This is a genomic window from Laspinema palackyanum D2c, assembly GCF_025370875.1.
GTDB lineage: Bacteria > Cyanobacteriota > Cyanobacteriia > Cyanobacteriales > Laspinemataceae > Laspinema > Laspinema palackyanum.
In genome coordinates this window covers 622,702-638,104 of record NZ_JAMXFD010000001.1, presented here as the reverse complement: position 1 = coordinate 638,104, position 15,403 = coordinate 622,702, and the positions used below count along the sequence as shown (strand labels likewise).

Annotated in this window: 14 protein-coding genes; 4 read left to right on the top strand and 10 right to left on the bottom strand. The window is 49.3% G+C overall.

The window, feature by feature from the left end; translation table 11 throughout:
- Positions 1–38 precede the first annotated feature (38 nt).
- The gene (locus NG795_RS02710; RefSeq protein WP_367287120.1) at positions 39–1,205 is read left to right on the top strand and encodes a metallophosphoesterase family protein; all 1,167 of its coding nucleotides are present in this window, start codon (positions 39–41) and stop codon (positions 1,203–1,205) included.
- Positions 1,206–1,444: 239 nt separating this feature from the next.
- Here NG795_RS02710 and NG795_RS02705 read toward each other — a convergent pair whose 3' ends face one another.
- The 3 genes from NG795_RS02705 to NG795_RS02695 all read right to left on the bottom strand — a co-directional run bounded on the left by NG795_RS02705 (position 1,445) and on the right by NG795_RS02695 (position 6,011).
- Positions 1,445–3,139, bottom strand: a complete 1,695-nt coding sequence (locus NG795_RS02705) for a hypothetical protein (protein WP_367287119.1) — start codon at positions 3,137–3,139, stop codon at positions 1,445–1,447.
- A 21-nt stretch (positions 3,140–3,160) separates the two neighbouring features.
- The gene (locus tag NG795_RS02700; protein WP_367287118.1) at positions 3,161–4,171 is read right to left on the bottom strand and encodes a hypothetical protein; all 1,011 of its coding nucleotides are present in this window, start codon (positions 4,169–4,171) and stop codon (positions 3,161–3,163) included.
- A gap of 619 nt (positions 4,172–4,790) precedes the next feature.
- Positions 4,791–6,011 carry an FIST signal transduction protein gene (locus tag NG795_RS02695; RefSeq protein ID WP_367287117.1) on the bottom strand — a complete coding sequence of 407 codons (1,221 nt, stop codon included), beginning with the start codon at positions 6,009–6,011 and terminating at the stop codon, positions 4,791–4,793.
- Between the two features lie 464 nt (positions 6,012–6,475).
- Between NG795_RS02695 and NG795_RS02690 the strand changes: the two genes are divergently transcribed.
- From NG795_RS02690 to NG795_RS02680, 3 genes are all read left to right on the top strand, one after another.
- Positions 6,476–6,697, top strand: a complete 222-nt coding sequence (locus NG795_RS02690; RefSeq protein WP_367287116.1) for a Calvin cycle protein CP12 — start codon at positions 6,476–6,478, stop codon at positions 6,695–6,697.
- Between the two features lie 175 nt (positions 6,698–6,872).
- Positions 6,873–7,490 carry a DUF3177 family protein gene (locus NG795_RS02685; protein WP_367287115.1) on the top strand — a complete coding sequence of 206 codons (618 nt, stop codon included), beginning with the start codon at positions 6,873–6,875 and terminating at the stop codon, positions 7,488–7,490.
- Positions 7,491–7,607: 117 nt separating this feature from the next.
- Positions 7,608–7,913 carry a DUF7734 family protein gene (locus NG795_RS02680; RefSeq protein ID WP_367287114.1) on the top strand — a complete coding sequence of 102 codons (306 nt, stop codon included), beginning with the start codon at positions 7,608–7,610 and terminating at the stop codon, positions 7,911–7,913.
- A 99-nt stretch (positions 7,914–8,012) separates the two neighbouring features.
- Here the strand turns inward: NG795_RS02680 and atpC are convergent, their stop codons facing one another.
- From atpC to minC, 7 genes are all read right to left on the bottom strand, one after another.
- A complete protein-coding gene (gene atpC / locus NG795_RS02675; protein ID WP_367287113.1) occupies positions 8,013–8,420 on the bottom strand; it encodes an ATP synthase F1 subunit epsilon in 408 nt (135 codons plus the stop codon).
- A 104-nt stretch (positions 8,421–8,524) separates the two neighbouring features.
- Complete coding sequence (gene atpD / locus NG795_RS02670; protein WP_367287112.1) at positions 8,525–9,973, bottom strand: F0F1 ATP synthase subunit beta; 1,449 nt, start codon at positions 9,971–9,973, stop codon at positions 8,525–8,527.
- Between the two features lie 478 nt (positions 9,974–10,451).
- A complete protein-coding gene (locus tag NG795_RS02665) occupies positions 10,452–11,348 on the bottom strand; it encodes a choice-of-anchor L domain-containing protein (RefSeq protein ID WP_436836022.1) in 897 nt (298 codons plus the stop codon).
- 255 nt (positions 11,349–11,603) lie between these two features.
- Complete coding sequence (locus tag NG795_RS02660; RefSeq protein WP_367287110.1) at positions 11,604–11,783, bottom strand: hypothetical protein; 180 nt, start codon at positions 11,781–11,783, stop codon at positions 11,604–11,606.
- A 1,257-nt stretch (positions 11,784–13,040) separates the two neighbouring features.
- Positions 13,041–13,400, bottom strand: coding sequence for a cell division topological specificity factor MinE (gene minE, locus NG795_RS02655; protein ID WP_367287109.1), 360 nt, complete (start codon positions 13,398–13,400; stop codon positions 13,041–13,043).
- 33 nt (positions 13,401–13,433) lie between these two features.
- On the bottom strand, positions 13,434–14,231 hold the full coding sequence (gene minD / locus NG795_RS02650; protein WP_367287108.1) for a septum site-determining protein MinD: 798 nt from the start codon (positions 14,229–14,231) through the stop codon (positions 13,434–13,436).
- A gap of 193 nt (positions 14,232–14,424) precedes the next feature.
- Entirely contained in the window at positions 14,425–15,348 is a 924-nt protein-coding gene (gene minC, locus NG795_RS02645; RefSeq protein WP_367287107.1) for a septum site-determining protein MinC, read from the bottom strand.
- Between the last annotated feature and the right edge of the window lie 55 nt (positions 15,349–15,403).

Genomic DNA, 15,403 nt, shown 5'->3' with positions numbered 1-15,403 from the left:
CTCTATTTTTCAACTCTGTGTTTTTTATTTTATAACTTATGACTGGGAAATTTTTGAACAAGAAAACAGTTCGAGATTTTAAATTTGCCGTGATCAGCGATCCGCACATTGCTGTTCCGGAAACCATTTTAGATCACCCCAGCCGGTTTCATTTGGTTGAAGTGAGTATCCCGGCTTTAGAAGCTGCCTTGGCCCATTTAGCTCAATTGGATCTTGATTTTTTACTCCTACCTGGGGACTTAACTCAGCATGGAGAACCCGCCAATCATGAATGGTTAGCAGACCGCTTGACAAAATTGCCATTTCCTGCTTATGTAGTTCCCGGAAATCATGATGTGCCAGTGGCGATCGCAGATAAAAAGTCGATTGGTCTGGCTGATTTTCCCTATTATTATCGTCAATTCGGTTATCAAAATCCCGAGCAACTTTACTACAGCCATGAAGTCTTACCTGGAGTCCGCCTCATTGGTCTTAATTCTAACCAATTTGACGAAAATGGCAAGCAACTCGGGCGGATGGATTTACAGCAATTGCGATGGTTGCAAGGGGTATTGGAGCAGGTTACTCCAGAGGAACAGGTGATGGTGATGATTCACCATAATGTTTTAGAACATTTACCCGGACAATCCCAACACGCGATGGGACAGCGGTATATGTTAGACAATGCACCGACTCTGGTGGAAATGCTGCAACAGGCAGGGGTACAGCTTGTGTTAACGGGACATTTGCACGTCCAGGATGTCGCCTCGGATCATGGCATCTATGATATCACGACTGGGTCTTTAGTGAGTCATCCTCACCCCTACCGAGTGTTTCACTATCGCACGGATAAGGAAGGACAGCATTGTTTAGATATTTGCACCCATCGGATTGAGGCGGTCCCCGGATGGCCGCAATTGCTGGAACTGTCGCGAGAGTGGATGGGCGATCGCTCTCATCCGTTTATGATGCAGTTACTCATGGCTTCCCCGCTAAATTTACCCAAGTCTCAAGCGGAAATTTTAGCCCCAACTTTACGCTATTTTTGGGCAGATATTGCCTGTGGAGATGGCAGTTTTGATTTTCCCGAGTTTCCACCCCAGGTCCGTCGCTATTTTCAAAGCTTTAGTGCAGGGGGAAATTCCCAAAATGGCGATCGGGCAGATTCCCCACAATTTGGGGCAAGGGACAACCACGGGACCCTAGTTTTGTCGAATTTAGCATGAGTCGAAATACCAATTAGACCGTAAATTCTGGAGAGGGAGGGGAAATTTTCCATCTCTACAGAGAATCCGCCAATGAACCCACTTTTTAGAAAAAAGCCGTTCATTGGCGGATCCTTTGACCAGAATCCTGTCCAGAGAATCCCTAGTTTCGGGCATCCTCAGAGTCAGAAAAACCGGGTTTGTTGACAAAAATGCCAGTTCTGAGCAACTGTTTTTGGTACAAAAACCCGGTTTTTGTCCTAGCGAGCAATGGCGAGGGACTCGCGCATCTGAGACAGCATCGGGGTAACGGCTTCGAGCAAGGTAGTCATGCCTTCGACTTCGTTGACCATATTGGCGATCGCCACTGCCTCAGATTCGGAAGCATCATCGGAGAGATTACCCAACTGTTCCAGCAACAGGGGTAGGGACTGACGCAGACGGCCGGCTGAAGTCATCGAGGGATTCAGTCCCGGAGCATTGAGTCCACCACCAACAGGTAACAAGGTTTGGAAGGTGGAGGAGAGTTGGTTCAAATCGCTTTCAACCGATGCGACAGTGCTTAAGAACTGCTGACGTTTGCTGGAATCGGTGATTCCCTCAGCAATGCGATCGGCATTTTCCCGCAAGACTTCCGATGTAGAAGCCGGGACGATTTCCATCTGTCCGCCATCGCTGAGGATATTAAAGGTGAAAGGTTGCGGTCCGACCGGATTTTCCTCATAGAACGCCACCGCTTCGGGATCGAGAATTGCACCCATTGTAAAATCAGCGGTTTCGGTATTAAACCCAACTTTCAAGGGGAAAGCCACTGGGTTTTCTGGATCGACTAAGGGGGTTAGACCCGTGATCGTAAACTCTTTGACGCCACCGCCGGGAAACTGGGTAAAATCTACCGAGTCGCCAGGACCAAATTCACCCAGTTCTTGACCATTGACCGAGACAGTAAATGGATTGGGGAAACCTGTGGGGAAGTCTTGAATCTCCGTAAACAGAGAATCCGAGTTCATGGTGTAGCGGAATCCTTCCGCGATCGGCGGGTCAACCCAAGCACCAGTGACTACGCCCACAAAGCTAAAGGCTCCATTGGCCATACCACCGGGTAACACTGGGTTATTTTGAGAGGAACCCGGAGAAATCCCGGCGAGGCTAATAAACACCCGCTGATTGCCGATGCGGACAAGCATTCCCCCCCAGCTACCCCAGGTCCAACGTGCTAAAAGGCGCATGGGAGCCTGTTCGCCTAAGTTAGCCAATGCAACCAGGGTCCCGAAAGCATTGCCGCGTCCATTGTTCCCTGAAGGTATCATCATCACAAACCGTTGAGGTCCTAGGGGCAGTTCCACAATTTGAATCGCGGGGTTTTGGGGATTGCCTGCTCCGGGGACAGAGGGTTGTGTCGGAGTATTTCCTGTAGAATCCGATTGATTCGTGGAAACAGGAACAGGTTGTGGGGGTTCTGGCTGTTGGACTGTCGGTAGTGGAGCTTGAGGGGGGAGTTCAGGAACCGTGGATTCCGGAACGGGTGCCGGTTCCGGGGTAGGAACCTGCTCAATGGTCGGAGGGGGAGTGGGGGTTGGCGTTGGCGTTGGCGTAGCAATGGGTGTGCTTTCCCCAGGAGGGGTTTGGGTTGGAAATGGAGAAAGCAGGCTCAAATTGCTGTCGATTAAAATCCGGGTAATCGAAACGGTAATTTCTCGAACAATCGTTGTCCCGTTTGAGACTGTATTGCTCCCCGTGATATCGGATTGGTTGGTAATAATGGTGGTGATGACGTTGATATTGGAGTTGATATTGATTCCGGAGCCGGCATTTTGATTCCCGTCGCCGGTAATATCAGATTGATTGGTTTGTGCTTGGACTGGAATTGGGGCGATAAGAGTGGCCGCTAGGGAAAACCCGAGAGGCAGGCTCAGACACAGACCAGTTTTGAGTAAGAAATAGAGAACTTTCACGTTCACCCTCCTGAGTTTGGGTTAAAAAAAGGACATTCCGTAGCCAACACCTAAAGTAAAGCGAGTGCCATCACCAGCGGTTCCGGTGATATCGCTTAGGGTTGGGGTAATCACAAGGGGCAGGTTGCGAAAGGGCAGGACTGATGCTCCAATGTTTAAGTCTTGGCCAGTCCATTCGGTGAAAACGCTGACTGGGGGGATGACTTGCACGGCAACGCTACCGAATACGCCGATGCTCCCTTCGTCTTCTTGCACCTGGTCTTCGGTGCGAAAGCGTCCGTTTCCGACTCCAGCAGAGACGGAGAGTCGGCTAAAGGGGTCTTGGCTATTTTCGCTGAGGCGAAATCGTTTGCTGACGACTCCATAAACGCTGGTATCGGCATCGGAAAAGCCCCAGATTAAGGCGTTTTCCAGTCCAACTGCGACGCCCAAATCACCGGGAAAGGCCCGGTGCGCTTTGAAGTTAAAGGAGCCGCGTTCGCCAAACCCTCCGCGATCGTTGATGCTGGACAAGTCCAAGAGGGTCACGCCGACATCAAGGCCAACGAGGTTCTGGGGGTCTCCAAAACTCATGACGAGTCCGGTGGTGCCATCGCTTTCGTCGGTGTAGCGGGTTCGCTGTTGATAGCTAAAGCCCACTCCCACGGAGCCAAAGCTTCCCCCATAAGCGGTGGGGGTATTGGAACTGGTTCCGGGTGCGCCCAAATAGATTTGTTGCAGTGGCACTTCTTGCAGGGTTTGTAGGCGCTGCTGAAGTTGCTGGGTCTGGGCTCTGACGTTTTGGGCGGTGGAATTAGTTGGGGTTTGGGAAATCATCTCCGGATCGGTCCAGGATGATTCGGTATGATTGGGAGCAAGGGGGAAACCCAGGGAGGGAGTTGTCAGGCGATCGAGTAAGCAGGCTTGACAGTCCTCGGTGGGAGCGTCAAGGTCTAAGGGGCTTAGAGTTTGCGCGATCGCGCCGGTGGTCCATCCGAGGGGTCCTAATAATGCGATCGCGAGTATCGCAGGTTGGACAGGGCAAATCTTCATAAAATTTTCGATGAGGAAACTTGCTCATTTGTTTCCCATTGGTTTGTCTTGAAATCGTTTTCACCCCCCCAGGTTTGGATTAAAAAGGCAGGGGTTGGCAGACAAATCCACAGCATGGGATCACAGAATGGGATGGATGGGAAAGAAAAGCCGGACATCCAATACAGGGATGCCAATCCTAGAGTTTTTTTATTTTTTTAAACTTAAACTCCCGGATCAATGCGGGTTGCCTAGACGAATCTGAAAGCAGAATCTTTATCTGCTAATCGCTAACATAGCACAAAACGAATCGACCCAATGTTCTTTTTGACCCTGAAATTTTTTGTTAATTTTTGTCTCCTCAACTCTCCGTAAATTTAGGCAGGTTTTCTTTTTTTTAGCCCTAGTATAGAGACTTAAAAAAGTAAACCCTCCTACCCAAATGGTGTCCAAACCGTTTCCTGCGCTTAATTTCCCAACTTGACTTTAGAAAAGAGGTGAAAGAATTGCTCTAATGGCCAGAATTTGCCTCCCTTGAAGGAATGCAATAACGGTCAGCCCCAGTCAGCATTCAAGAAATCGAGAACTGCAATGGCGTTTCCCCTAACGGGTGAGCGAACACTCAGTTAATCGACAGATTTTAGAGTGGGTGACATATTCCAAATACGGACGTATAGCCATGAAGGAAGGTTCCACCCCCCACTGGGCCAATTTCACCGTTGCAAAAAAAGCCACTCACGGGGATGTTCCCGACATATTGCCTAAACAGACGAGAGTCAAAATCAGGCTCACCATAGAGTTGTTCACCGCGCCCGAGACAGGCAAACATTAATGCTCCCACGGAAGAATTTGAAGCGGAAACACTGCTCTGATACCGTTGCAGGAGCATTTCTAGGTCTTCGGCAGAGGTTTGGGCATCCCGGAGGTGGAACTGGATGCGCTGGCCGGGACGGAGGCGATCGCCCACGGCAATAGCTCCCTCTCTGGGGTCTACTCCGAGCACATTGCGGATTAAAAAGTCCCCCTGTTCCAATTCCTCTTTAAATTCATTTCGGGCAATGCCAATAAACAAGGAATGCTGGGCCAACTGCCGGTCTGATTCGCTGAGGCTTTCAATGACGCTTTTGAGGGCTTCTAGGGGTCTTTGGGATACCCCTGAACCGCAGGGACCGTCATCGAGGGCGAGGAGAATATTGCGCTCACACTCTTTGACGGTAAAAGGATGGCCAATGGGTTTACAACCCTGAGCGACAATGGTTTCTAAGACAATATTGCCACTTAAGGCCACGCCAACCGCCCCTTCTCGATAGAGGCGATCGCCGCTAAATAATGCCATAGTGTTTCCCATCGCTCCCCCACTGGCTAATCCCCCGACTTTAGCCGACCCAGGGTAAGCAAAATCTAACCCCTGCAATAAGTCATTGATTTTTGACGTAAACGGATCAGCCAGAATGACAAAGTGGGGGTGACTACTTGCGGGGACCCCAATGGCCTCTACCCAGGCATCGGGAGGACTATCCAAATCCGGCAGTTCTTCCCCATCCAGATGAAAGGCTTCGACTTTGACTCCAGGCAAACAGGCTAAGGTTAGACTCAAGGCGGGCTGTTCTTCCAATTCCCTGGCGGCGTCTTGTCCATCCATGCCAATAATGCCGCTACCGGAACAGCCGATCAGAACGGGAACCCCTAATCGCTCTTGCAGTAAGGGCATCAGCCGCGAATATTCGCTGGCAAAAGCGGAGGAAATAAATACAAAGCCAAGATCGGCTGGGGCTGATAATAGCTGCTGCGATCGCTCTACGACCTCGAATACCGCCCCTTCCAATGAAGGACGGGTTGACAATGCATTGGCCCACTTCATCTGGTCTGCCACGGGTTCCACCTTTTTGCGAGACTGCTCAAACTTTGAATGTTAAAGATATTTATTTTTTAGCGGATTTTGGGGGGCCAACTGCCCTAAAGCGGCTACCTGAACCCACTGACCTGTGGCGATCGCCCCCTCCAAGCTCCGATCAACCAGGCTATCGAGGCTTGTGTTAAAATAATTTAACATTTCTAGGGAATAAGACAGTAGAGTATCTACTGGGGGGGAAATGGGTCCAACCGCAGAATCTTAAAAAATAACAACGGATACAATGACACCGACCTGGTTTCCTGTATCTCTGGTAAAAGAAATTAGCGTTCTGTCCAAACCAGGCCCCTTCTGCGGTCCCCTGTTGGTCCCGGGCCCTCTACTAGACCCACTCAAAGAAGTTAGCGCTAAGATTGAGCGGAAACCTTGAATATAGTGCCAAAAGTGCCAAAGTTGTTGAGAAAACAAAAGCTATGAGCAATATCAAAGAACAAATCGAACAAGAGCTTCAAAATGCCCGCGCTGTCTGCGACACCAGTGGATCTAACTCCCAAGAGTGTGCGGCAGCCTGGGATGCGGTTGAAGAAGTGCAAGCAGAAGCCGCCCATCAGCGCCAACAAAAACCCAAGAGCTCATTAGAGAAGTATTGTGATGACAACCCGGATGCTGCTGAATGCCGGATCTATGATGAATAAATGAGGGTTTGCAAGGGAATAACTCTGGATAAAGGGCTTTAACCTCGATTGCAATTTCTTTTTTTCGCAACTGGAACTCTCTAGCTAGAGGGTCCAGTTGCTTCTGCTTGTTGGTGTTAAAAATAGCCGATCGCCCGGGGTCGTCTCTTAACCAACGGTACAATGCTAACGTTCGATGGTCATCAAATCCACAATGGAGCAACCTTGGTTTCAACCGCTAGTCTGGATGGATTACCGACTAGCTGTCTTATTTACCGTAATCCTTCCGCTGATTCTCCTAATCTGGTCTTTGACTCAGAATGCAGATTCCATTCAGCGGTTAATGATGATTTATTGGCGGGTTTCAAGCTTACTTGCCATTACGGTCTATCTGATGATTGGGGCAGTGCCTCTGAGCTTTATTTCGGCGTTCGCAGCTCGCTTTTTGATTCCGATTTCTCTCTGGTTTTGGGTCGATCTCAATGAAGATTTGGACGATCGCCCCCAGTCTCCGTTAAAGCTAGTTTTTACCTCCTGGCGTTGGGCGATTTCCATTTATATGGCAGTCGGCACTTTAATTCAAATCCCCTTTTTAGGTTGTGCCTTCTCTAATCAATCGGCACTCCTAAATAACGCTTCCTGCCGAGTTTGGCTCGATCCCCCCTGGGGTTTTAAACAAATTTTACATCCCAATGGCGACGCCAGTTTATTAGGGTTTTGGGGACTGGTGGGTTTAGTGATTTATGTGGTTTGTTTTGCTTACTTTGTCCTGATTCGTCTGGGTAAGCAAGGGCGATCGGCAACAGGTCAATAATGCTGTTTTGGCTGGTTTGGACCGAGTTGTAGCGCAAGGGGCGATTTTTCCCCTGGCGCTCACCTCAAGATGATTCTGAAAACTCCACTGATGTTCAACTCGACTGAAACTTGAACGATGGCAATCACTCCCTCTGCGGGTCAACGTCTCGAAAAATATACTCAAAAACGTCCCCAGGAAGTCTTGATTGTGACGGCAGAAATTGATCAAGAACTCGATGAAATTACAATTTTTAAGGGATTTTCCAGTTCTTTAACCCGTCCCACAGCTTTCGATCCCGATGTGCCAATCTTACCGGACTCGGGTAAAATTATTAAAATCGATCGCATCAAAAGTCCCTTAAATCCAGAAAACCCCGACTATATTGAACAAGGACTGACTTGGGAGACGATTCAGCCTTTACTCGACAGTGTGGGAGTCTAATTTAGGGTATAAAAAAGGTGAAGGGTGAAGCAGCCAGTCATCACTGTTGCTGCCTTCACCCCAATCGATTTTGATTGAATCAGTTAAACCGTTAAGCTGTTAAACCATGCCGCCTGCGGCTTGGACCCGAGCTCTAGCTCGTTTAAGGGCTTGTTTGGCCTGAATTTGCTCTTGACGGCTACCCGTGGTCGAGCTATTCAGACGGGTTTCTGCTTCTGAATAAGCTTTTTTAGCTTCTTCTAGGTTAATTTTGTCGCCCTGTTCAGCACCGTTAACCAAGATTGTGACTTCGTTTTGCTCCACTTCAGCAAAACCACCCATCAGGGCGATCGCCACCCAATCTTTATCGGCACGAACCCGCATTACACCCACATCGAGGGCAGTTAGCAAAGGAGCGTGTTCGCTGAGAATACCCAGTTGCCCTGTGGTACTTGGCAGAATCACTTCCTCAGCCTTAGAGTCCCAGACCGTTTTATCTGGGGAAATCACGCGAACCGTTAATGTCATATTCCAGTTTTCAATTGTCAAGAGTTACTCGCGAATTGACCCGAGCTAATGGTTAATAGCGTCTAACGGTTATTAACCACTAGCAAGAGCGCGCGTTGGAGCAATTAGCCTTTCATTTTTTCGGCTTTGGCGATCGCTTCGTTAATATCGCCCACCAAATAGAAGGCTTGTTCCGGCAGGTCATCCAATTTTCCTGACAGAATCATCTGGAATCCTTTGATGGTGTCTTCCAGTTTCACATATTTACCCGGAGAGCCGGTGAACACTTCTGCCACAAAGAACGGTTGCGACAAGAAACGCTCCATCTTCCGAGCACGAGCCACAGTCAAACGGTCATCTTCAGACAATTCATCTAAACCAAGAATGGCGATGATGTCTTGCAGTTCTTTATAGCGCTGCAAGGTGGCTTGGACAGCACGGGCGGTATCGTAGTGTTCTGCACCCACAACGCTGGGTTGCAGCATGGTGGAGGTAGAATCCAACGGATCCACAGCCGGGTAAATCCCCTTAGATGCCAAGCCCCGAGATAACACGGTGGTGGCATCTAAGTGAGCAAAGGTGGTCGCCGGTGCGGGGTCAGTTAAGTCATCCGCAGGGACGTAAACCGCCTGAATCGAGGTGATGGAACCTTCGGTGGTGGAGGTAATCCGCTCTTGGAGTTCACCCATTTCCGTGGCCAAGGTGGGCTGATATCCCACAGCAGAAGGCATCCGGCCTAGAAGGGCGGACACTTCGGAACCGGCTTGCACGAAGCGGAAGATGTTGTCGATGAACAACAGCACGTCTTGCTTGTTAACGTCACGGAAATATTCCGCCATCGTCAGGGCCGAGAGACCGACGCGCATCCGGGCACCCGGCGGCTCGTTCATCTGACCGTACACTAGGGCCACTTTCGATTCGGGGAGGTTATCGATGTTGATGACCTTAGATTCGATAAATTCGTTGTAAAGGTCATTTCCTTCGCGGGTGCGCTCACCCACCCCACCAAAGACGGATACACCGCCGTGGGCTTTGGCGATGTTGTTGATCAACTCTTGGATGATCACGGTTTTGCCGACTCCGGCTCCACCAAACAGACCGACTTTTCCACCCCGACGATAGGGAGCGAGTAAGTCGATGACTTTGATGCCCGTTTCTTGAATCGAAGGTTTGGTTTCGAGTTCGGTGAAAGCGGGGGCTGAACGGTGAATGGATAAACTTTGCTCGGCATTGACTGGCCCTTTGTTATCTACGGGTTCGCCAATGACGTTGAAAATGCGGCCTAGGGTGCAGGTTCCTACAGGAACGCTGATGGCTTTGCCGGTGTCCACGACTTCCATGCCGCGAACTAATCCGTCGGTTCCGCTCATAGCAACGGCACGAACTTGGTTGTCACCAAGTAGCTGTTGCACTTCGCAAGTGACGGCAACTTCTTGTCCGGCATCATTTTTGCCCGAAATTTTCAGCGCGTTGTAGATCTGTGGCATATTCCCGGCGGGAAATTTTGCATCTATAACGGGACCGATAATTTGGGTGATGTGTCCTACGTTGGTTTTTTCTGCGGTGGCTACCATGCTTGGGTCTTTCTCGATAATTCTAGCTAAAGGGATCCGCTCTGAACGCTCTGAGTTAGCGTTATTTTTGCCATCCTCAAGGGTATCACTAATTGGGATCGCCTGACACTTCTATTTTTGGTGATATTTTTGGCGAATTAAAGTCATTTTTTTAGTCCGGGTAAGGACCAAGGGGCTGGGCATATTTCGGGGGGTGGCACTCAAGTGTTGCAAGTTATTAATTAGAAATACAACAAGTCAATAAATAGTTTAAATAGAGGAAATCGGAGCTTAGATCTGGAGCGTCTGGATATTGCGGTGGGTTATGAGAGTGTTGTGGGAAACAATGACTTAGAACGTGAGCAGATGGGAAGGAGTGCGATCGCCCTGAACTGAAACCCTAAGAAAAATCACCCCTTAATAGTTGTTGCACCCTGAGAGATGAAGCAATCCCTGGTGGATTCAACCGTTAACTATCAACTCAGATTGATAGGGTATTTTAGTCCCGGGAACGGGAGGAGGATTTGCGACCCTTGCGGAGGATGAGACCCCCCATAACCAAGGAGGCGATCGCCAAACCCGGTTCCGGCACTTTCTCCGGGTCCGGGAGTAGGGCCGTTCCCAAAGACCCCCCCTTCAAGAAAACAGCAGAATCCAGTCGGCCATCCTCGACATCTTTGATATTAATCGTGAGGGTATTTGGGGCATTTTGCCGCAGCAGTCCCTCAAAGGTCAGGGCTCGGGTAAAGCCATCCAGTTTAGTTAAGATACCAGGTCCAGCCGGATTGTTGATATAGTCCCGGTGAAAAGGCCCAGCCGGGTTAGGCACTAGATTATTAATCGTGACATTTTGACCATCACTCAGCTTGGCTAGATTGATTCCGTTAAGCAACAACTCAAAGGAATCATTAAATTTATCCCCTCCAAATTCGACAAATTCCTCAGAACCAAACACATATTGAAAGAACAACTTACTGGCAGTCTGGTCAGCATCAAAGCTAATTTGTAGAGAAAGGGAGTCAGGGCTGCCTGAAGAGATAAAAGCGGTACTCAGGTCGTGAGGAGAGCTATCATCCGAGGGGAGGAGTTGGCCATCTCGGGTATTTTCGCCTGGTATTGCCTTCACTCGACCCGTACTTAAAACGATGCCTGAACCTAAGCCAAATGGGTCATTTTCAAATAAACCTATGGCTTCTAAACCCATTTTTGTTGAATTGGCTTTAATCTCCATTGAGAAATTACTCAATCCATAGGTTGTGCCAAGCAGTGCCTCCAACAACAGGTCTTTATGATTGTTGGGAGTAATCGTAAACGCTATAGCCGAGGGGCTCAAGAGCGTGATAGCAGCGATTGATGTAACTGCTGATCCAATTGTAAAGTTTCTGTAAAGATTCATGATCAGGGTTGGGGAATAGATGACTCAAATTTGGGTTAATTTTAGTGTACCTCAAACTCAATAGATTTACTGAAAATTTAAGAATGTAGAAAGGTTAGCGGGCTTGACCCAGTTATCATTCGGATCTGATGTCAGAGTCAACCGATTCTAACCCTCCAGTTTTAGAGAGATGGCCGGTGGAAAAAGGGGTTAACCTGTGGGATTGTGACAGTGATACTCGACGGAACGAGACCGAAATGGGGCAAAACAGGCGAGTTAATCGCGATCCCTAGCACTGCCGCGATAGTGGGAAGAAATGGGTTCTTCGATGTACGGATGAGAAGATGAGGGGTGATCCAGTTGGGGTTGATGCCAATCGGACCAGCAGAGTTTGATGTTGGGTTCATCTACCCCCAAACCCATCAGGAGCCAGGTAGACAGTAAAAGTGGAAGCATCAGATAGTATGTGTGGCAACTCACAGAAACCTGGGATACCTGTTGACACACCCTTTGTGGATTGAGATTGAGAATTAAAGGTTGGGTGAATTGTTTCCCACCTCGATCGTAACTTAAACTATCCCCACTTGAGGGATTTCAGTTCAAACCTTGGATTGAGAAGGCTTTGAGGGAGTGTCCTTTTAAGGAAAAAAAAAATTGGTCTGGAAAAGTTTACTTTTCTTCATATTTCCGGGAAAATACGGAGTTGCACGCTAGAGTTTTTCGGTCTTAACTTTACAAAAAAAATATAATAGCAACATCAAAACTTTACAAAATGGAGGACAGGGCCTCTGGGAATTGCCCCGGCTTAGTTTAATGTCCACCTATGTCCATCGAAGGGGTGATTTAAAGTCTTCACAGAATCTTTAAAAAATCCGGGTAAGACGAGAAATAAAAAGGGGAGGGTTTAAGGATGTTGTTGAGAACTGTCTGTGGATTAAATAGGCTCATCTTAAAGGGAAAAGAGGGTAGCTATAGAAAGAATGCTCACCTACCCTGTGGCCACTTTTAAAAACCTTTTGTCCCTCGGATTTTGGAGGGTCCTCTCAACTTAATAGAACTGAGGCCAATTTTTATTGAGTTTTAGCCCTCAATATAGCGATTCCCGCTGTTATTCGCTTACAGTTTTGTCCGTGGGAGCATCTTGCTCCCAATTAGCAGTAGGGAGCAAGATGCTCCCACTCCTTAATTTTCTTCTCAGAATGATGGAGAGAGACTCGCTATACGTTGATGATTTATGAATCCACCGGATCCTAGATCTCAGGCTGAAATTCGTTTAAAGTTGAGAGAAGAAGCCTACCCAATGCTGGCCTGAATGGATGGGTTCTGCTGAGTTCAAATCGGGTTAAATCTCCATCCCGAGACTGAATCCGCTTTTGGAGCATTGCTACAGGATGAGGTGGCTCGGACAAGAACCCAGGTTTTTATCCTAATTCGGTGCGAAGTTGGGTAAAGACTGTGACAGCAGGAGTCAGGAGTAGGGAGCATCTTGCTCCCACTCCTCAATTCTCTGCTCAGACTGCTGCCAGAGGTGCTCTATCAGGGGAATTTGGGAGGGGAGGATGTGGGTCAAGACTGTGATCAGAAGCTAACAGGATGGGAAGAAGATAGAGAATCATGAATCCTGCTGATAGAGACTAAAAAAAAGCGGGTCTCTATCAAGAGGCCAACTGGGAGGGGGATGCGATCGCCCATTGGAATAGGGAGAGGTTGAGATTAGGAGGGGGTAGATTCGGGGGATAGGGTAGATTCGGGAGATGGGGGGGATGGGGGGGATTCGGGAGATGAGGGGGGTGGGGGGGATGAGTTTTCCTCTTTGACTCTGCGGATGGGGAGATTAGCAATTAAGGCTGTGGCACGCTGGTTGTTTTCCAGGGAAATATCCAACCCTTCGAGGTCGAGTTCGACGTAGCGAGAGACCACCTGGAGTATTTCCTTTCGCATTGCCTCGACGGTATCCGGGTCGAGGTCAGCGCGATCGTGAGCCAGCACCAGTTTCAGACGACGCTTGACCTCCTCACGACTATTGTCGTCGCCAGTTCGAGGGAAAAGTCTTTCGATAAGTTCGCTAATCATGGTGCTTGGGGTGTGGTAGAGCCTTACATTATCTTACCCGAAAATCCGTTTCCGCAGACGGCTAAAAAAGTTCTCTTGAGGAACGCGCATATCGAGAAAATCAACCTTTTCACCTTCTAAGCGGCGAGCAATGTTGTCGAAGGCAACTCCAGCCACGGAGGGCTGATCAGCTAATACTAAGGGTTCGCCGCGATTGGTGGAAACAATCACTCGTTCATCGTCGGGAATGACCCCTATGAGGTTAACGGCGAGAATTTCCTGGACGTCCTCGACAGACATCATATCATTGGCTTCGACCATTGCGGGTTTGATGCGGTTGACAATGAGGTTAATTTTCTTGACCCCATTGGCTTCGAGCAAGCCTACCACGCGATCGGCATCGCGAACGGCGGCGATTTCGGGGGTGGTGACGATGATGGCTTCGGTGGCGGCGGCGATCGCATTTTGAAAGCCCATCTCAATCCCAGCGGGAGAGTCGATCACAATGTAGTCATACTTTCCGACTAATTGGGCGACAATTTGCTTCATCTGATCGGCGGTAACCACATCTTTCATGCGGTTTTGGGCTGCCGGTAATAATGAGAGTTTGGGCTGCCGCTTATCTTTGACTAATGCCTGCTCTAACCGACATTGACCGGCGAGCACCTCGACGGCAGTGTAGACGATCCGGTTTTCCAATCCCAGAAGCAAGTCTAAATTTCGCAGGCCGAAATCGGCATCCACGACAGCAACATTGCGACCCCGTTTGGCTAGAGCCATACCTAGATTGGCTGTGGTGGTGGTTTTGCCCACTCCCCCTTTACCCGATGTGACGACTATAATGCGACTCATGTAATGAAGACGACTCTACAAGTAACTGCTAGTGGATCGGTTGGTATGTCTGACTCTCCGGGATCTTAAAAGAAGAGAGGCAAAGCGACGGACCTTTTGGAAGGCTGTCATGATCGAACGAGCCGATTTAATTTAGCACGATCGCGGAACCCTTGGTTGAGTGGAATGCGATCGCTTAGGATTTTAATTCCAACTAGGCTTTAGAAAAATCAGCGGCTTTGGCAATTCGGATCCCTTCAGGAGAGACGTAGGCGACTTCCGGATAAAAGTCTGGGAGGGGTTCGGGTGCACGCGCTACCCAGTCGGCGATCCGAATTTGGGTGGGTTCCATTTGGAGTGCCATGACGATACATTGCTCGTTGCCATTGGCACCAGCTTGAGCCAGTCCGCGCAAGCGTCCCCAAACCAGAATATCGCCATCGGCAATGATGGATCCCCCTGGGTTGACATCGCCGACGAGGACGACGTTACCCGGATGACGAATGTCAACGCCCGATCGCACGGTGGTTTCCAGATACAGGGGGTCGGCGAGGGCTTTTCCTGTGGCGAGGGGGTTGGGATTAAAAGGAGTAACCGTGGTGCGTTGTTCGACGGAGTATCCAGCGGTGACGGCGGCAACGGCGGTTTGACGACGAGAGGTTTCGATGCGTTCTAGTTTGAGTTTAGATTCGGCGAGTGCTTCGGCGATCGCCTGGAGTTGTCTACCATCTAATAAGCGGTCCTGGGCGATTAACTGCACCCGGGTGTCTGCTTGCCAAAAGCGATCGCCTGCATTTAGGCGCTGCCGAATCTGTTGCAAAATTTCGGTCCAAGTCACCTGGGTTGTGGCATTGGCATCGTTACTGCTACTTTCGTTGGGCAATAGGAGTAACAGGGTGCCGTCCTCTTGGGTTTTAAAGCGAACTTGTGCATTAGGGGCGATCGCCTTGAGTTCGGAAATCGCTTCGGGTTCGGTTTCGTTGGGTTCTACCTGTTCGGAAACGGTGGACTCGGCAGGGGTTTCTTTTGACTCTACCTGTTCAGACAGGATGGACTGGTCCGCGTTGGCAGCCAGATCCTCCTGGGGAACGGTTGATTGGGTTGATTCGATAGGAGAGAGTGACGTATCAGAACTCATGCCAAATATTGCCTATTGCCATCCCGTGAATGGGATTGTACTTTTGATCCGCATG